General features: G+C 63.5%; 14 protein-coding genes and 1 tRNA gene. 4 read left to right on the forward strand and 11 right to left on the reverse strand.

What is annotated here, in order from left to right; all coding sequences use genetic code 11:
* Window positions 1-148: 148 nt before the first annotated feature.
* The 9 genes from AC5E6W_RS14535 to AC5E6W_RS14575 all read right to left on the reverse strand — a co-directional run bounded on the left by AC5E6W_RS14535 (window position 149) and on the right by AC5E6W_RS14575 (window position 10,395).
* Window positions 149-222, reverse strand: a tRNA-Gln gene (locus AC5E6W_RS14535).
* Window positions 223-256: 34 nt separating this feature from the next.
* Window positions 257-1,330, reverse strand: coding sequence for a 4-(cytidine 5'-diphospho)-2-C-methyl-D-erythritol kinase (locus AC5E6W_RS14540; protein ID WP_491753033.1), 1,074 nt, complete (start codon window positions 1,328-1,330; stop codon window positions 257-259).
* A gap of 12 nt (window positions 1,331-1,342) precedes the next feature.
* Entirely contained in the window at window positions 1,343-1,801 is a 459-nt protein-coding gene (locus AC5E6W_RS14545; protein WP_491753034.1) for a VOC family protein, read from the reverse strand.
* 64 nt (window positions 1,802-1,865) lie between these two features.
* A complete protein-coding gene (locus AC5E6W_RS14550; RefSeq protein WP_491753035.1) occupies window positions 1,866-3,752 on the reverse strand; it encodes an HAD-IIIC family phosphatase in 1,887 nt (628 codons plus the stop codon).
* An 81-nt stretch (window positions 3,753-3,833) separates the two neighbouring features.
* Window positions 3,834-4,514 carry a rhomboid family intramembrane serine protease gene (locus tag AC5E6W_RS14555; protein WP_491753036.1) on the reverse strand — a complete coding sequence of 227 codons (681 nt, stop codon included), beginning with the start codon at window positions 4,512-4,514 and terminating at the stop codon, window positions 3,834-3,836.
* A gap of 45 nt (window positions 4,515-4,559) precedes the next feature.
* Window positions 4,560-6,245, reverse strand: a complete 1,686-nt coding sequence (locus AC5E6W_RS14560) for a S10 family peptidase (protein ID WP_491753037.1) — start codon at window positions 6,243-6,245, stop codon at window positions 4,560-4,562.
* A gap of 131 nt (window positions 6,246-6,376) precedes the next feature.
* On the reverse strand, window positions 6,377-8,773 hold the full coding sequence (locus AC5E6W_RS14565) for a prolyl oligopeptidase family serine peptidase (RefSeq protein ID WP_491753038.1): 2,397 nt from the start codon (window positions 8,771-8,773) through the stop codon (window positions 6,377-6,379).
* 75 nt (window positions 8,774-8,848) lie between these two features.
* Window positions 8,849-9,820, reverse strand: a complete 972-nt coding sequence (locus tag AC5E6W_RS14570; RefSeq protein WP_491753039.1) for an energy transducer TonB — start codon at window positions 9,818-9,820, stop codon at window positions 8,849-8,851.
* On the reverse strand, window positions 9,817-10,395 hold the full coding sequence (locus tag AC5E6W_RS14575) for an RNA polymerase sigma factor (RefSeq protein WP_491753040.1): 579 nt from the start codon (window positions 10,393-10,395) through the stop codon (window positions 9,817-9,819). The genes AC5E6W_RS14570 and AC5E6W_RS14575 overlap by 4 nt, the downstream gene beginning before the upstream one ends.
* 221 nt (window positions 10,396-10,616) lie before the next feature.
* Here AC5E6W_RS14575 and glgA point away from each other — a divergent pair, with 221 nt between their 5' ends.
* The 4 genes from glgA (at window position 10,617) to AC5E6W_RS14595 (ending at window position 15,702) form a co-directional block, all read left to right on the forward strand.
* On the forward strand, window positions 10,617-11,993 hold the full coding sequence (gene glgA / locus AC5E6W_RS14580; protein ID WP_491753041.1) for a glycogen synthase: 1,377 nt from the start codon (window positions 10,617-10,619) through the stop codon (window positions 11,991-11,993).
* Between the two features lie 117 nt (window positions 11,994-12,110).
* Complete coding sequence (locus tag AC5E6W_RS14585) at window positions 12,111-13,106, forward strand: transaldolase (protein ID WP_491753042.1); 996 nt, start codon at window positions 12,111-12,113, stop codon at window positions 13,104-13,106.
* A gap of 107 nt (window positions 13,107-13,213) precedes the next feature.
* Entirely contained in the window at window positions 13,214-14,755 is a 1,542-nt protein-coding gene (locus AC5E6W_RS14590; RefSeq protein ID WP_491753043.1) for an ArnT family glycosyltransferase, read from the forward strand.
* A 17-nt stretch (window positions 14,756-14,772) separates the two neighbouring features.
* Window positions 14,773-15,702, forward strand: coding sequence for a glycosyltransferase (locus tag AC5E6W_RS14595; protein WP_491753044.1), 930 nt, complete (start codon window positions 14,773-14,775; stop codon window positions 15,700-15,702).
* A gap of 5 nt (window positions 15,703-15,707) precedes the next feature.
* On the opposite strand, the gene AC5E6W_RS14600 is transcribed toward AC5E6W_RS14595, so the two are convergent.
* Window positions 15,708-17,447, reverse strand: a complete 1,740-nt coding sequence (locus AC5E6W_RS14600; protein ID WP_491753045.1) for a hypothetical protein — start codon at window positions 17,445-17,447, stop codon at window positions 15,708-15,710.
* Window positions 17,448-17,489: 42 nt separating this feature from the next.
* Window positions 17,490-18,233 (reverse strand): TetR/AcrR family transcriptional regulator, encoded by a 744-nt coding sequence (locus AC5E6W_RS14605; RefSeq protein WP_491753269.1) that lies wholly within the window; start codon window positions 18,231-18,233, stop codon window positions 17,490-17,492.
* Window positions 18,234-18,404 lie beyond the last annotated feature (171 nt).

The raw sequence follows: 18,404 nt of genomic DNA on the forward strand, positions 1-18,404 counted from the left end.
CGCCATGGCTGGATGTTCCTCCTGCCCGGCGGCATACCGCAAAAACTTCCCGGCGCCTCACGTTGCTTCCGCGCCAAAAATCAAAAGTCCCGAAACTACATTTCGCGCGGTCCCAAGTTGCTGAATGGGCCTGGCGAGCGGCTAAGGTTGGTTGGGCGACCAGGATTCGAACCTGGACTGAGTGCGTCAAAGGCACTTGACCTACCGTTAGTCGATCGCCCAGTACTCCCGGCCTGAACTTGCTGTGCCGGCGAAGCTACTCTGCGAACATCGTGTCGAAATAAGCTTTGCGATCGAGGGTCTCCGCAAGGAATGCCTTCGTGCCAGCCTGTTCGACCCGCTGTTGAGCCTCTCGCGCCGCTGCCTGGCTGGAGTACAGACCAAACAACGCCGATCCCGAACCGGAGAGCGCTGCGTACAGCGCCTGGCTCGAGCCGCTTCCCAATAACTCACGCTTGGTTGAACGCAGGGAGGGATGCTGTGAGAAGACGACCTCTTCAAAGTCGTTCTCGATCCCGGTGCGGACAAGCGCGAGAAGTGGGTTCTCGGCCAGACCACCCTCGAACTGCCCGCCCGAAGGCGGAATCCCGGAATCATTTTCCGGGGAAACGGTTGGGGTAGTACCGGAGGAGTGCGGCGCAGTCCCATTCGCAATGCCATTGCAGGCCCAAATGGAGGCTGACGCGCAGCTCAACCTTCTGAGTCTATCGTTTTCCACACCGGAGGTCAACAAAGCTGCCGCTTCCCCTCGCTGATCGAGGTCGGCAAAGGCCTGTTTCGTCGAAACCCCGACGCCAGGCGTGGCGATCACGCAGGGTGTAACTCCCAGATCTGGAAGTGGATAGACTTCCTCTCCGCGGCTGACCCCCAGGACCGTGCCGCCCAGCAGGAAGAGCGGAACGTCGGAGCCGATCTCGGCGGCAAGCTGCAGGCGCTCCGGCCCGGGAAGAGCGACGCCGAGCTCCCGCTCTAGGCCCATGAGCGCGGCGACGGCGTTGGCGGAGCCTGCTCCCATGCCGCCCTGGACCGGCAGACGCTTGTCGATTGCGAGCGTGACCTCGGCGGTGATCTTCAGTAGAGCGAGAGCCGACGCCACCATCCGCCAGGCGGTGTTCTTCTCCGCATTGCCGGTCTCGGTGCAGGGCACGCCGGGATGATTGGCGGTGAGGGTGATGCGGGTCTCGGGAGCGCGTCGCGCGGAGACGGTGACGAAGTCATGCAGCCCGATCGTCTGGTAGATGGTGGAGAGCCCATGGAAGCCATCCGGCCGGAGTGGGCCGACCGCCAGGCCGAGATTGATCTTCGCAAACGATCGAACGCGCGTTGCCATGCAAGAGCCATTCTAGCGAGAGGCTTGCTTCTCAGCCGATACCGGCTCGCACAGGTCGTCGGCGTCTTTGCGCTCCACCAGTTCCACGGGCGAGCGGTCGCTGCCCATCAGCCAGCAGATGCGGCGGCCACCGAAGGCAACGGCAGGCTTGGGCTCGGCGATGAGGATCATCTGCGTGGCTTGCAGGTGCGCGATGGCCTCCTCGAGCGGGCCAGAGATGTAGCAGAGATGATTGAGCCCGCCGCCCTTGGCGACTGCGTTGGCGAGGACGCTCGTGGGGCCGTCAGGCGCCACGAACTCCAGGTAGGCAGGATTGCCGGGGATGCGGAGAAACTGGACCAGCGCGGTCTGCAGGGGATCGTGGATGACGGGCGAGGCGACCTGGTAGCCGAATCGCTCGATGTACAGCGCGGCCATGGGCTCGATCTCTTTCACCGCATAACCGACGTGATGCAGGACCAGGTTGGGCACGACGATCAGAAGATGCTCCTCTTGCCTTGATCTGGCAGGGCTAAAGTCCATGGCAGGGCTACGCCTATGCCAGGACGGCGCTCCGTGTCTCGGCGGTGGTCACTAAGATCCGCATGGGGACGTCGTGAGGCTCGTAGCGCGCGAGTTCCAGCGTCCAGCGCGTCTCTCCTGCGTCCGATTCCCTGTGCTGGGTGAATCCGAGCCGGGGGTAGAGGTCTGCGACCATTGCGTTCTTTGGCGTAGGCCGGTAGGTGCCGACGAGGCGCTCGATTCCCCGGGCGCGAAGTTCGTCAACCAGCAGGTTCAGGCAGGCCTCCTCGACGCGGCGACCAAGGACGCGGCAGCTCATCAGCCACAGGTCGATTTCGGCTTCGCGTCCGCTCGTGCGGGCGATGAGGACGGCGATCATGCCGTTGTCGCCGAAGCGATCGGCGAGCCGCACCTGCAGCGTGACCACGTCGGGATCGCGCATCGCGGCTGTGACCTCGGTCTCGCTCATGCGCCTGGTGGTCAGGTTGAACTGGTTGGTCTTGTTGATCAGCTGCGTCGCGCGCGCGAGGCTCATGGCATCGATGGGGCCGACGGTCACCGTCATGTGGAGCGAGGCTAGATAGCCTGCCATGTCTGTTGTCGAAGATTCCTTCAGCCGTTCGCGCTCGACATTGGCCTGGTACATCGCGGCGCGCTGGCGGTCTTCCGCGGTCACGTGCAGGCCCTCGAAGTAGCCGGCGGCGGCGAGCGTGCTGACGTACTCGACGGGGTCTTCGCCTATCTCCGGCACCCTCACCATGGGAAGCTCGCGGCGGATGAGCGCGCGTTCGACGGGATTGTCGTCGAAGAAGACCATCGCGTCCAGGCCGAGGTTGAGCTGCGCGGCGATCTGTCGCAGGTTGGCAGCTTTGTCTTCCCAGTTAGCGACGAAGCAGGCGATGTCCTCCAGGCGCAGCACCATCTCGGGATGGCTCTCGAAGGGCTCGCGGGCATCGGCGTCGTCATTCTTGGAGCAGATGGCGAGTACGACGCCACGCGTGGTCAGAGCCTTGGCGTAGTGCTGCAGCTCGATGTGGGCCTCGCCGGCAGCGCTGCCCTGACCGAGCAGGATGCCGCTGATGCCATCATCGCCGATGATTCCGCCCCAGAGCGTGTTGTCAAGATCGAGCACGAGGCACTTGGCCGAACGCCCACGAGCGGCAGCAACGAGCCGCGCGACATGGTCGCCGTAGAGCTCCGCAGCACGCGGGTGGACTTCGTACTTGGCGCGATGCCACAGGGCAGGATCGTGCCACGCGCGGAGACCGTCGATGGCGGCGAAGCGGTCGACGGCGAGGAGGTCGATACCTTCGGATTCAGCAACGTCGCGCAGGCGATGGTTGATCTCGTGCAGCAGCGCGGCCGGCGAAGATGCCATGCGTTCTTCGTTGTCACCGAGGAGAGGCGGTAGCACAGGCAGCAGCGTCTGCTGGATGACCTGGCAAGGGAAGCTTTCGCGCGCCTGTCGCCAGCAGCTGCGCATGAGGTCGATTGCGGCGTCGACGCTCGTGCCCTCTGCGCCGACGATATGGCGGGCGTCGAGAGCGAGCAGGATCGCGTCGGGTTGGAACTGCACGAGACCGGAGTCGGGGCTCAGCAGCTCCTGGCGATACATGCCGTAGGGCGCCTCGTAGACCTCGACCGCAAGGCCGCGACGCAGACCGCCGATGCGGATGGCGGCGGGCAGGTGATTGGTCGTGGAGGAACCGAGGATCGCCAATCGCAGGGGCTCGAGTCCGGGCAGCGGGCCTGCGGCAAGCGCCATCGTGAACACGCGATCCAGCTTGCCGAGCTGGGTGAACTCCATCTGCGAGAGTGCGAGCGAGCGCAGGAGGGATACGGCATCCCCGGGCGCGGCAGCCTTTGCCACGCGGAGCTGCGCGTCCCAATCCTCAGCTGTCGGCAACCATGTCAGTCGCACGTCGCGGCTCCGCTCTTCAAGCTCATGCCTTGATTCTACGGCGCGCAATTCGCCGGGAACGCAGTTTGGTCGCCCCGGCGTTCAGCTCCCCGCCGCTAAGCCTTTGGCGCGGTCCACGAGCACATAGCCCAGCAGCACACCACACAGAAGACCGCCGATATGGGCCGCAAGGTCGATGCGGCCGCTCATAAAGCCATAGATCAGGTTGATGCCCAGGAAGGTGGTCGCTGACCGCGTCATCGCCTTCATGGCCTGAGGGGCAATCACATGACGCCGTACATACAGGAATCCCAGGAAGGCGCCATACACTCCGAAGATCGCTCCCGAAGCTCCCGCGCCCACGACGTCTGGATGCACCCAGAGGCTTAACAAGCCGCCAGCCAGCCCTGTCGCGACGTAGAGGATCACGAGCCGGGCGCGGCCGAACAGCGCTTCGGTGATCCGGCCCACCGAATAGAACACGTACATGTTCATGCCGAGGTGGATGATGCCGTAGTGCACGAACATCGACGTGAAGAGCCGCCACCACTGGCCGTGCAGCGTGGCGGGGCCGTAGTTCGCGCCCCAGTTGAAGGCGTCCTGCGCCGTGGGCTGGACGGCGGAGACGCCACTCGCGACCATCAGCGCGAAGACGGCGACGTTGACACCGATCAGGGCGTAGGTGGCGATGGGTTGAAACCGCGGCCGCGTGGGCCGCGGTGCCGGGGGTTCGGCAGGCGACTCCACGCGGTCGAAGTTCAGTGTGGAAGGGTGTTCGGACATCAGGACTCCTCAAACCATCATGACGCCCGCCAACCCCTGGGCCGTTTACTTTGCGACTTCGTTATCGAGAATGAACTTCGCCGTCGTGTCGTGCAGACCTTTCAGCGCGTCCTCGTTGACATAGACCATGTGGCCGGTGGGGAAGAACTTGTACGAGATATTCTTCTGCAGCTCCACGGGCATGGGCAGGTGCTTCATCTCATAGGTCGCGCCGAAGTACAGCGTGCCCATGTCATAGTAGCCACCCATCAAAAGCACGTGCATCTTGGGCACGGACTTCATCACGTAGGCGAGGTCGGGGGTGACGTTGAGTGTCTTGCCACCACCGCCGCCACCGCCTCCAAAGCCACGGCCCGGAACGCGATGTCCCATGTCCCAGTTGAAGCCCTGCTCACGCGCGCTGGGCTTGTAGGTCATCTGCTCGCCGAAGTGCAGCGTCTCGTGCGCGTACTGGTTCATCGCTGCGAGGTAGGCGGAGTCGATGGACTCGGTGAAGGGATCGTAGCCGGTGCCGGCGGAGAGGGGATCCATCGCCGGCCCCTGGTAGCGAGAGTCCAGGCGGCCGGTGGTGATGTTGTCCGAGTCCTGCACGTACTTTGCGAACTGGCTGCCGGTCATGCGCAGGTTGGCCTTGAGCCACGTGGCGGCGGGGACGCCGGTGTAGCTCTCCAGCTTGGCAGCCACGGCTGCCTTGCGCGCCGGGTCGAGGTCCGCACCCTGCAGCAGCGCTGAAGCGTATTCGCCGAGGGAGAACTTCTCCACCTCATGGAGGAAGATCTCAAGGTCCGCCGGAGCGTTCGCCACCTTGTGGTGATACCACGCGGTCGCGGCGAAGCTGGGCATGGCGAGGAAGAAGCCATTCTCCATGCCGGGGCTCGAATCAGAGCCGTCCGCCGAGTTGTCGAAGCCGAGGATCTGGCTGAGGAAGACCACGCCATTCAGATCGACGCCATGGTCATGCAGCACGGCGCTCAGCACAGCGTCGCGGGTGGTGCCGTAGCTCTCTCCGAAGAGGAAGCGCGGCGACTGCCAGCGGTTGAACTTGGTGAGGAAGCGGCGGATGAAGCGGTCAAACGCGGCGGCGTCCTGATCCACACCATAGAAGGCCTTGAAGGCGTCCTTGCCCTGCACGCGGCTGTAGCCCGTGCCTGGGGCGTCGATGAAGACGATGTCGGCGACATCGAGCAGGCAGTAGGGGTTCGAGTTGATCTTGTAGGGACCGCCGGCCGGGTGGTCGAGGTCCTGAACCGCAATGTGCATGGGGCCGAGCGAGCCCATGCGCAGGTACATCGTCGCCGAGCCGGGACCGCCGTTGTAGAAGAAGACGACCGGGCGGGTGCCAGCGTCCGCACCCTTGGCGAAGTACGCGGTGTAGAACATGCGGGCGGTGGGGGGCTGGTCCTCGGTACGGGCGGGAAGGTCCACTCCGGAATCCGGGAGCGGCTTGCCGTCGAAGCCGATGGTCGCATCCTGCGGATCGGTGGCGCCAACAGTGAGCATGCCGGCAACGGCCTTGTACGCAATCTCCTTGCCACCCACGCGCACCGAAGCCTCGGTGGTGGAGTCAGCCGGCAGCATCTGCCCACGACGCGGGGCCTCGGGAGCGGTCGTCGTGGTGGTCGTGGTGCGCTCGCCGCGCGCGGGCGTCTCCTGCGCAGCCATTAACGAAGGCAGGAGGGAAGGCAACATCACAGACAGGCCAAGGCCTGCCAATGCAACTTTGAAGCGCATGTGTTTCGTCTCCGAAAAAAGCTGGGTTATGGGAATAGTACGGCGAAAGCGGTCTTCAGGACGCAGCGAAGCGCGATTTGGCGAGCCGGGATGCTCCGTAGCCGGCTAAATCGCCTCGGGCGAAAGGCGGACTACTCCATCAGCTTCTTCGCGAGATAGGTATAGGTGATGGCCCAGGTGCGGGCTTCTTCCTTCAGGTCGGCTCCTGCCGCGTGGCCGCCTTCGATCTCTTCGTAGTAGTAGAAGGGCAGGTGGAAGCCTTCCATCTCGGCGGCGAACTTGCGTGCGTGTTCGGGACCCACGCGGTCGTCCTTGGTGGTGGTGAAGATCAGCGGCTCGGGATACTTCACGTCGGGATGGAGGTTCTGATACGGCGAGATCGACGCGAGAAAGGCGCGTTGCTCCACGTTCGAGACGCTGCCGTACTCGCCTGCCCAGCTCGCGCCAGCCTCGATGTGCTCGAAGTTGAGCATGTCCAGCAGCGGCACCTGGATGACGACGGCCTTCCACATCTGCGGATGCTGCTCGAACTCCACACCCATCAGCAGGCCGCCATTGGAGCCGCCGAGGATGCCGAGCTTCGCCGGACTCGTGACCTTGCGGGCCTGAAGGTCCGCAGCGACGGCGAAGAAGTCGTCGTAGATGCGCTGGCGATGGACGTTGAGGCCGGCCTCATGCCACGCGGGGCCGAACTCTCCGCCACCGCGGATGTTGGCGACCACGTATGCGCCGCCGCGCTCCAGCCACAGCTTGCCGACATTGGCGGAGTAAGTTGGCGTCATCGCGACCTCGAAGCCACCGTAGGCGTCGAGCAGCGTCGGGTTCGTGCCGTCGAGCTTCATGTCCTTGCGGTGCACGAGGAAGTAGGGAACGCGGGTGCCATCCTTCGATGTGGCGTAGCGCTGCTCGACGACATCCTGCGAGGCGTCGAAGCGCGGGGGTTGCGATTTGGCCACCGTTAGAGTGCCATTCACGGCATCGCCTTCGTGCAGCGAAGGAGGGGTTAGGTAGCCCGCGATCTGGAGGTAAAACGCGTTGTCCTTGTTGCTGGTGTCCACGATATCGACAGTCACGTTTTCGGGGATATCGAGCCGATGCTTGGTCCAGCCAGCCGCCGTCGGAGCGTAGAGATACGCCCGCCCCTGCACGTGGTCCATGGTGGTGAGCACCAGGCGATCATGCGTGGTGGAGACGTCGCCGAGGAACTCCTCCGCGGTGGGCGCAAAGACTACGGTCGGCTTGAGGTGCTCAGGGTCGCGCAGCACGTCAGCGACCTTGACCTCCAGCAGCGAGCCTTTGACGAAGCTGACGACTGGCGTGCTCCAGTCCTCGCGCACGGTGATGAGCAGGCGGCCATCGAGCATGCCGGAGAGATCGGCCTTCTTCGGAATCGCCAGCTGCTTGAGGCCGCCGGGAGTCGCCACCCAGGTTTCGGCCTCGAAGAACGTCGGCCTGCGCTCGATGACTACCAGGGCGTGGCCCTGCGCGTCGTGCACAGTGCTTGGACCAGCCGCCATGTCGCTTGGTTTGCCGCGGAAGATCTCCTTCGCGCTCTCCAGCGGCGTACCGCGCTTCCACTCCTTCACCACGAATGGGTAGCCCGAAGTGGTCATCGTGCCGGCTCCCCAGTCGCGCGCGATGAGCAGCGTGTCCTTATCCTTCCAACTAATGTCCTGCTTGCTATGGGGCAGCGTGAAGCCGCCTTCGACCCATGTTCCGGTCTTGAGGTTGAACTCGCGCAGCGTGGCGGCATCTTCGCCGCCGGCGGAGAGGTCGACCATGCAGTACTCGTCGCCGGGATAGAGGCAGTGCATGCCGTGCCAGACCCACTTCACGCCATCCTTCGCGCCCAGCGCATCGACGTCGATGACGGTTTGCCAGTGTGGGGATGCGGTCGCGTAGTCCGCTCGCGTGGTCTTGCGCAACAGGCCGTGCGGGTGGGCCGCATCGCGCCAGAAGTTGAAGACCACGTCGCCGATGAGCATCGGCAGCGGGAGCCGATTAGGATCTTCCGCGTTTTTCAGGGCATCGTTGAAGAGCGACTCATAATGCGGGTCGGCTTCGAGCATCTTCATCGTGCGGGCGTTCTGGGACTTGACCCAGTCCATGGCTTTGGCGCCGTTGACCTCTTCCAGCCACTTGTACGGATCGGCAGGATTGACGGGGTCGATGTTGAGGTCGGCCATCTTCGGATGGTTGTAGCTCGCCATCTCGAACTCCGGCGTCTGCGCAGCAACCTGGCCCTTGGCGTTGTAGGCCTTCACGACGAAGCAGCCGCCGGGCTGCACTTCGGCGAAGTGATAGATCCCCTGCGTATCCGTTGTGGTCTTGAGCACCACGTTCGCGGGGCCCTTCATGATCTCGCAGGTATTTTCCAGCTCCACGCGGGCATTGGCTACTGGAGTGGACTCAGCACCTGCGACAACACGGCCATCGACGAAGTCCAATGGATCCGACTGCGCGTGGGCAGCTGTCGCCACAGCGGAAAGAGCAAGCACAGCGACGCGAAACGAAGATAGAACGGCCATCCTGTAGACCCCCACAACTCGACACTGGATGGGCGAAGTTTACAGGATGGCGTCCGCTGAGGGACCAGCGCTCGATCAGAAGATCTGGAACCCTACGTCGACGTACATCTCCACTTCGACGGGCTTGCCGTTCTGGGTAGCAGGCTTGAACTTGTACTGCTTCACCGCTTCCACGGCCTTTTCATCGAGACCCATGCCGACGCCGCGAATAGCGCGAACATGCGTTGGATTCCCATGCTGGTCCACGATGAGATAGACCTGCACATTGCCGGAGAACTTGGCCTTACGCGCCTCTTCGCTGAACTCCGGTTCCACCTGGGTGACCAGCAACGGCGCCTTTACCGAGCCGCCGACATGCATCACCCCCCCGCCAGTGTTGCCTGCGGAGCCCGGACCGATGCCTGCGCCGTAGCCCGAACCGAGGCCGATCCCCAGGCCATTGCCGAGCGAGCTGCCCTTCAGCGTCGAGCTGGGCATGCCGAGGTTGGGCAGCGGGTTGTCGGCCATCTTCAGATCCCTCTGGACAACGACGGCCGGCTCGATGGTGATCTTTGCGGCCTGCGTCGGCGGAGCCTTAGGGGGCATCAGCTGTTGCTGCGCGAGCCGGGGAAGATGACCCTCCGTGACCGGGGCGAGATCGTGATGGCCACCACCGCCGCCAAGACGATCGGCTCGTGGAAGCACGGGAGGCGGTGGTGGGATCGTCAACGAGATCGCCTGGTTCGCTTTCTTCGGAGCGAGAACCTGCACGGCGCTACGTCCGACAACGGCCAGCACGGCCAGCAGCACGAAGGAATGAGCCGCGAAGGCGGTCCAGAGCGAGGCCGCGCTGCGTTTCGTGCGGACGCTCTCTGCGAAGCCAAAGCGTGGAGCGACAGGCGTCAGTGCTGCCTCGTGCTCGTCTGCCGCCTGTCGCAGGCGCGCCAGCAGCCGCTGCTCCAGCCCGGCGGGCTGCGTGTGCGCTGCGCTTTGCGCGGCGAGCACGCCTTGCAGCATCGCCTCGAAGTTGTCGTTCGTGTCAGTCATGGTTTCTACGCTGTCGATCATCGTCTGCCTCCTCTGCCGGCCGCGACCTCCCGGCCAGCAGCGCAGCGTGTTTCGAACATTGTTTTCAACTGCGCGCGGGCCCTCATCAGGCGCGTGCGGACGGTACCTTCGGGGACGCTCATCACCTCGCCGATCTCGCGCGAGGTAAGCTCCTCGATTGCCGAGAGCAGCAGCGTCTGGCGCAGCTCCTCGGGCAGATCGTCGATCAATTCCGCCAACAGGGCCCGTTCGTCGCTCTCTTCCGCGGCGCGCTCCGGGGTAGGCCGCGCGTCCGGCATGCGAGCCGCGCCGTCGTCCTCACTGAGCCCGACGACCCGCGCCGCCTGGCGATCCAGCGCCGTTCGCCAGACCACGCGGGCCAAGAACACGCGCTCATTCTCCATGGCGCGCCAGCTCTCGCCGCGGACGAGCTTTACCAGCGCGTCCTGCACGGCATCTTCGGCGTCCTCAGCGTGACGGAGCACTCCGTAGGCCACGCGGTAGAGCAGCCGAGCGTGTTCGGCTGCAATCCTCGCCAGAGCGAGGTCGCGGTCTTCGTTCCGTGTTCGTTGTCTTGCCGGTCCGGCTTCGAGCATTCGCTATCCCACGTCCTGCCCTACATACCGAAAGACCGGCAATCGGGGGAAAGTGTTCATGACTGGAGGAAGATTTCTGCGAAGTTGCCCGGTTCCCATCAGGAACGTTGAGGCCGGTTTCATTGGCTTGGCCTGCGCCACTCCTGTAGCCGCGATTCCCGGTATTCTCATCCATGCATCCAGCGGTGCGTTTCCCTCCGCCGCCCGAAGGAGAATCTCCCATGCGTGTAGGCCTGATGACCCGCGAATACCCTCCCTACGTCTATGGCGGAGCGGGCGTTCACGTCGAGTACCTTTCGCGCGAGATGGCGCGGCAGATCGAGGTGGAGGTGCACGCCTGGGGAGAGCAGCCCAAGGAGGAGCAAAGCGATCCACGCGGCGAGCCTTGCGAGGAGCCTCCGGAGGGCCTGGAGGTTCACTTCGAGCAGCCCTGGGAGGCGATCAGCAACGGCACGACCCAGAAGTTCAAGGGCGCGCTGGAGGCGCTTTCGCTGAACCTGCTGGAGCAGCTGCATCTCGACAAGCTGGACGTGATTCATACGCACACCTGGTATGTATCGATGGCTGGCTTCCTGGCGAAGAAGCTCTACAACATCCCCTTTGTGCTGACGACGCACTCGCTGGAGCCGCTGCGGGCGTGGAAGGCCGAGCAGCTGGGCTCAGGCTATGCCTTGAGTTCCTGGATGGAGCGGACGGCGATCCTCGACGCCGACGCGGTGATCGCGGTGTCTCAGGGGACGAAGGCGGACATCCTGAAGGCCTACCCGGACGTCGATCCGGCGAAGATTCACGTGATCTATAACGGGATCGACCTGCAGCAGTATCAGTACACTCCGCGCCAAGAGGCGCTGCTGAAGTACGGCGTGGACCCGATGAAGCCGTATGTGCTCTTCGTCGGCCGGATTACGCGGCAGAAGGGCGTGACGCACCTGGTGGACGCGATCAAATACCTCCCGCCGGGGACGCAAGTGGTCCTGTGCGCGGGAGCGCCAGACACCCCGGAGATTGCGGACGAAATGCGGGCCAAGGTGGAGGCCGCGCGGGCGACTACGCCAGGCAGCCAGCCGGCGATGGTCGCGGTGGAGAGCGATGGCGTCAGCAACCCTCCTGGCCACGCCACGGCCAGCGGCGACCCCACGGGGACGGGCCACAACATCGTGTGGATCGAACAGATGGTGTCCAAACAGGAGGCGATCCAGCTCTACTCGCATTGCGCGGTCTTTTGCTGTCCCAGCGTGTATGAGCCCTTCGGAATCATCAACCTGGAGGCTATGGCGTGCCGCGCCCCGGTGGTGGCGTCGGCGACGGGCGGCATCCTGGAGGTGGTGGTCGACGATGCGCGGGCCGCGAAGGACTCGATCGAGCAGACGGGCTACCTTGTGCCGTTTGAGGCCGATCCGGCGACTACGTTTCCGGCGGAGCCCGAGCAGTTCTCCCGCGACCTGGCCGAAAAACTGAACGAATTGTTGGCCGACCCGGCGAAGGCGCGCGAGCTGGGCGAGGCGGGCCGTCGGCGCGTGGAAGCCCAGTTCAGCTGGAAGGCTATCGCGCAGCAGACGATCGATCTCTATGGGAAGCTAATCGCCGAGCGGGGGTAAGCCCAAATCGAGCTGGTTCCGGGCAATGCCATCTCGTCACGCGAGCGTAATGCGAGAGGCATCTATAATGGGGGAGACGCGCTGTTTGCGCCTAAATTGACGCCGCAGGAGCCCTCCATGGCCAATCTTCTCGATCAACTCAAGAGCATGACAACCGTGGTCGCCGACTCCGGCGACATCAACTCCATCAAGAAGTACAAGCCGACCGACTCGACGACCAACCCCTCGCTGATCGCCAAGGCCGCGACCATGCCGGAGTACCAGTCGATCATCGACGACGTGCTCTCGCAGGCGAAGTCGTCGCTGGGCGAGTCCGCCGACGATAAGGCGATCGCCGCCGCCGCCTTCAAGACACTGGCTGTGGCGTTTGGCCGCAAGATCCTGGAGATCGTTCCGGGCCGCGTCTCGACCGAGGTCGATGCTCGCCTGAGCTACGACACCGAAGGCACGCTGGCGGCCGCACGCGACATCATCGGCCAGTACCATGCCGCCGGCATCACCAATGACCGCGTGCTGATCAAGATTGCCTCTACGTGGGAAGGCATCAAGGCCGCCGAGATCCTCGAGCAGGAAGGCATCCACTGCAACCTGACACTGCTGTTCGGCCTGCACCAGGCGATTGCCTGCGCCGAGGCGAAGGTGACGCTGATCTCGCCGTTCGTCGGCCGGATTCTCGACTGGTACAAGAAGAACGAGCCCGCCGACTACGAGGGTGCGAACGATCCCGGCGTGAAGTCGGTCACCGAGATCTACACGTACTACAAGAAGTTCGGCTACAAGACCCAGGTGATGGGGGCGAGCTTCCGCAATATCGGTGAGATCACCGAGCTTGCCGGCAGCGACCTGTTGACCATCTCGCCGGACCTGCTGGAGAAGCTGCAGACGACCGAAGGCACGCTAGAGCGCAAGCTCGATCCGGCCAAGGCAGCGGCCGCCAACGTCGAGAAGATCACCATCGACAAGGCGACCTTCGACAAGATGCACACCGAAAACAAGATGGCGCATGACAAGCTGAAGGAAGGCATCGAGGGCTTCTCCAAGGCGCTCGAAGACCTGGAGCAGCTGCTCGCCAAGCGCGTGGCGGAGCTCAAGGCCGAGCCGGTCAACGCGTAAGAATCTTCTGTTCGTCATCCGGCGGACCGGCCCGCGAGGCAACCGGTCCGCCGTTTTGTTTCGTCTGAAGTCTTTAGCCCCACCACTTCTTAGGCGAGAGCGTCTCCATGGCAGAACCGAACCCGACTGAAGCGGCCTCCGTGTGGGCGGCGCGCTTCGCGCGGCTTGCTATGGCGCTGTCGGTGCTGATGCTGTTGTTGTTTCTCTACACGGCGCTACGCCGTCTGCGGTACCCCTTCGAGCTCGATCGGATGGAGTCCGCAATGATGACCTCCGTGTGGAGGCTCGCGCATGGTGAGCCGCTCTACACCAGGCCTTCGCTGGACTGGACCCCATTCCTCTATGCTCCGCTGTTCTTCTATGCTTCGCTGGCATTCAGCAAGATCGTCGGGCTGAGCTATGCGGCGCTACGCGGCGTCTCGCTCCTCGCGACGCTGGGCACCATCGTTGTGCTGTACCTGCATGTTCTGCGCGAGACGCGCGATCGCACCGCCGCCCTCTGCGCTGCCGGTGTGTACCTCTCGCTCTACAGCTGGTGCCTCGGTTGGTACGACATCGGGCGCGTTGACTCGCTTTCGGTCTTCTTTTTTGTGCTGGCGCTGTACTGCATGCGCTTTGCACCGACGCCGATCGCGGCAGTAGTGTGGGTGCTCGCCTTCCAGACCAAGCAGGGCTTCCTGCCGATCGGGCTACTGGTGTTCCTCGCTTACTGGCGCACGCCGAAGCGCATGGTGCTGAACATGGCCCTCTATGCCGTGCTGGCCTTCGCGAGTATCCGGTTGATGCAGCACACGAGTGGAGGATGGTACGACTACTATGTCTTCGGGACGGTGAAGCAGTTGGCCGCGTCCCGCCGCATTGCGATCCTCTACCTGCCATTTGACTTGTTGAAGCCGTTGGGGATCGCGGCGATGCTCTGCGTGCTGGCGGTGCTGCTGCGTCCTGTGCGCTGGATGCAGGCTACGGGCTTCTTCTATGCGTGGATCACCGTGCTGATTGTGGGGAGCATTGGTTTTGCGCGCGCACATGATGGCTCGAACCTCAATACGGTGATGCCGGTCTACGCGTGGATGGCGGTGCTGCTGGGGCTTGCTCTAGCCAGATTAATGACGCTGGAGACCTCGCCCGTTCTAGCCTGCCTGGTGTGGCTGATGGTCCTCGCCCAGATGGCCCAACATCTCTACCGGCCCGTTCAATTTGATCCTGGCTCCGATACGCTGGCGCGACGCGAAGCCTTTCTGGACATCCTGCGTGCGACACCCGGCGATGTCTGGCTGACGAATCACAGCTACGACTCCGTGATGGCCGGTAAGGCGCCGCATGCGGAGATGGACGCGCTGGACGCTGCGCTCGACACCGATCCCGCGCTGGTGGCCGATGTGCGCGCGACGATCGCTCAGCGGCACTTCACTGCGATCTTCCTCGATCGCGTCCCAGATTCCTACAGCCCGCACTGGCTCTTCAACGAAGATCCCTTTGCAGAGACCTATGGCAGGGAAACGCTCGCGCCGATGAGCCGGGTCGATACATCCGCGGACCAACCCGCGCTTGTCTATCTGCCATGCGACGTTCCTGCGAGCACGCTCGAGCAACTTCAGCTCACAGGCAGCTTCGCCCGCCAGGGCGTATGTCCTTCCGGGGCACGATGATAGCCTTGGTTGACGACATGGCCAACACACCTCGCATCGCTGTTCTGGTGCCGTGCCGCAATGAGGCGGTTTCGATCTCGCGGGTCGTGGATGACTTCCGCGCAGCATTGCCGTCGGCAGACATCTTCGTCTTCAACAACAACTCGACGGACGAGACCGAGGAGATTGCCCGGGCGCATGGTGCGATCGTTCGCCGCGAAACGCTGCCGGGTAAGGGCAACGTGGTGCGTCGCATGTTCTCGGACGTGGAGGCGGACATTTATGTGCTGGTCGATGGCGACGGCACCTACGATGCGAGTTATGCTCCGGCGATGATCGAGCTTCTGCTCAACGAGCATCTCGACATGGTGAATGGGGCACGCATCACGAACATCGAAGCTGCGTACCGTCCAGGCCATCGGCTTGGGAACTCGGTGCTGAGCGGGCTGGTGGCGAATATCTTCGGCAGCCGTATTCGCGATCTGCTGAGTGGCTATCGCGTCTTCTCGCGCCGCTTCGTCAAGAGCTTCCCTGCGGCTTCGCATGGGTTCGAGATTGAGACGGAACTGACCGTGCACGCGCTCCAGCTGCGCATGCCGCTGGGCGAGATCGACACGCCGTACCGCGACCGCGAAGAGGGCAGCACCTCCAAGCTGAATACCTATGCCGATGGAGCTCGGATCCTGCGCACGATCGTCCTGCTCGTGAAAGACGAGCGCCCGCTGCTGTTCTTCTCCATGGCCTCAGCGCTGCTGTTCTGCCTCAGCATCGGTCTGGTGTTTCCGATTGTGCTCGAGTTCCACCGCACCCACCTGGTGCCGCGCTTCCCCACCGCCATCCTCGCAATGGGCATCATGGTGCTCTCGTCGCTGTCGCTGTTCTGCGGACTCATCCTGGACTCGGTAGCCCGGGGCCGCGCGGAGACGCGACGCATGCGCTACCTCGATATCCCCTCGTTCGAGCCATAGCCGTCTTATCGATTCAACGGATAGAGGAAGAAGTTCGTGCCTGGCACATGTTCCCATCCGGCAGGCGCCGCGGAGTTCGTGGACGAGTACGCCACGATGGCCACGGCGCCATTGCGCCGCGCGGTCTCTAGCACCTGCCGCTGGTTCGAGAGCGAGTTCCAATAAGCCATTGGATCCCCCTCGTTGGGCACCTCGATCTCTGTGTCGATGGACGTGTCGGCGAGCCTTGCCCAGTAGTGATCGACATAGCAGGCCTGGTCTCCGAAGCAGGCGACGTAGCTACCGGGACTGGTGCCCAACGCACGCAGCGCGGCGGCTGCGGGATAGATCTGTTTGCTGTAGGCACCCCCTGGCTGGCCGGTCACATTGTCGATACGCCGCGTCTGCGCGATCTCTCGCAGACTCTGCCCCAGCAGAACAAAAGCGAGCGCGGTACATGCGACCTCGACGCTGGCGGAGAGCACCGGGGCATCGCCAGTGAGATTGCCAATACGCAGCATGGTCGCCAGTGGGAACAGAAGGAACATAAACGCGAACTGCACATAGCGGTCCTGCAGATCGACGGGCATATAGATGGCGAGCAGTAGTGCACCCCAGCCCATGAGCACGAGATACGGCAGCGCCTCACGCCAGCTCGATGGCAGACGTGCCCCGAGCAGAACGAACAACAGCAACACCACGAGCGGCTCCGGCCGCTCCAGAAGGAAGCGCAGCAACAGCTCGGTGGTGCGAATCAGCCGCTGTACATGGCCCGGCAGGTAGACCTTGGGCTTCAGCCCCTGGGTCCAGTAGGAGGGATCGAACCAGAGCGGATACGTCCCAACCTGGTGCGCGCGATAGCTGTACACCGCGGGCGCGTCGAGCAGCAGGTCCTCGTGGTGCGCCCAATTTGCCGTGGCGTGACCAAGGTCACCGGTGCGCCACTCATGCCAGCGTGCGGTGCTATCGACGAAGTACGCGTAGTTAATGCGAGCGCTCTCGCCGGTCGTGAAATACCCCCGCTGCTTCGAGATGCCGTATACGTACGGCCCCGCGAGCGCGGCATAGACAACACCCGCCAACACAACACCCACCAGCATGCGCCGCTCGCGCAGCATGGCATACGCTGCAAGACCCACGAGCAGCAGCACAGAAGGGATCATCGCGAAGGATTTGGTGAGATACGCCAACCCAAGCCAGAGCCCGAGGAGAGGGAACAGCCACAGCCTGCGCTCCACCTGGATGCGCAGCAGCGTTCCAGCGGCTAGCAGGAAGAGCGTGCACATCAGGGCGTCGCTGCGGATCTTGCCCAGCGAGAGCTCGCGCAGAAATGAAACCAACAGCGTGGCAAAGCTGAAGAAATATAGCGCCGTCGCGGAGAACGCGTGGTTCGCCGTGGGATCCTTCCTGGTGCGAAGTTGAAGCAGGCCGGAGACCATGTAGGCGCACGCGGCGAGCGCGCAGCAGTACAGGAAGAAGTTGCAGTAGTAGAAGACTCTCAGCTCATCCACGCGCGCAGGATGCGTTAGCTTGAGGCCGGCTGCCAGCACCACTGCGTATAGCGGATTCCAGTAGCCATTGATGGCCATGGCCCAGTGGTGCTGCAGAATCGCGGAGCCCATGTCCATGAATGCGACCGCGTCGCCATCGAGCTGATAGGTATCGTACTTCGCCAGGCCGATGCCATTGAAGACGAGGAGGACGAGGTACGCGATCAGAAGACGCCGGGCCCAGGTCCCCATGGATGCGGTTGTCGCGCGCTGCATAGGCCCAGCATAGCGCAGGCGGGGCGGCAGGTTGTGAGCGGGTCAGGCTTCGTCGTAAATGACGTGAAGCAACTCGGCGGCCATGCGATGCATCGGGCGCAGGAGGGGCACTTGCGCAATCTTCAGCGTGAGCAACAGCATCTTCATCGTCTGATCGAAGAGCACCTTGGTGCGGCGTGCGTTCGGGGAGCGGTCATAGACCCAGAAGAGGATCAGGCCCATCTGATACATCCAGAGTAGCCGCGGAAGGTACGGCGCAATGTCCTTGGGCAGCTTCACGCCGGAGTCCGCGACCGCGCGTTCGAAGAAGGCCATGTCTTCATCGCGGATAGCCTGGGTCTCGCGGCCGAAGGGGCTCAACGGGTGCTCGGGATCCGCATGGGCGGAGAGCGCGCCAAGCAGACGTTTGTTGGGCGCGAAGTACTCCAGCTTTTCCCCTACGATGATGCGCAGACGCTGCTCCAGCGTCTTTGCGCGCGTGAGCTTCACCTCGAGGTCAGCGCACATCTGACGTTGCGACTGCTCGTAGAACGCCATCACGAGCGCGTCCTTGGAGTCGAAGTAGTAGTACGCCGCGCCGGTCGCGACGCCGGCTTCGGTTGCGATCTCACGCATGGTCGCGCGCTCGAAGCCGTGCTCTCGGAAGACGGCGAGGGCTGCGGTGAGGATGCGGGCGCGCGTCTCTTCGGATTTGGTGCCGGCGTCGGCCCGGGCGGCCTTGCGGGCTGGATTCGCGCCTTCGTTTGGCGTCTTCGACTTTTTGCTAGCTGCGCAGATGGTATGGATCTCCTAGAACCTGCGATGGCCGGTGGACGGCGCGTCGCTGATGTTTCCGCACTGGTCCTCGGCGATGCTTGCTTCCGGTGCAGAGCCACAGGCTGGCTGCGGCGGCCAGGCTCAGGATGAGGATACTCGTTGCGGGGTTGAGCATGATGCCCTCCGGTGTGAGGCGAAACG

This window comes from Bryocella sp., from assembly GCF_058498515.1.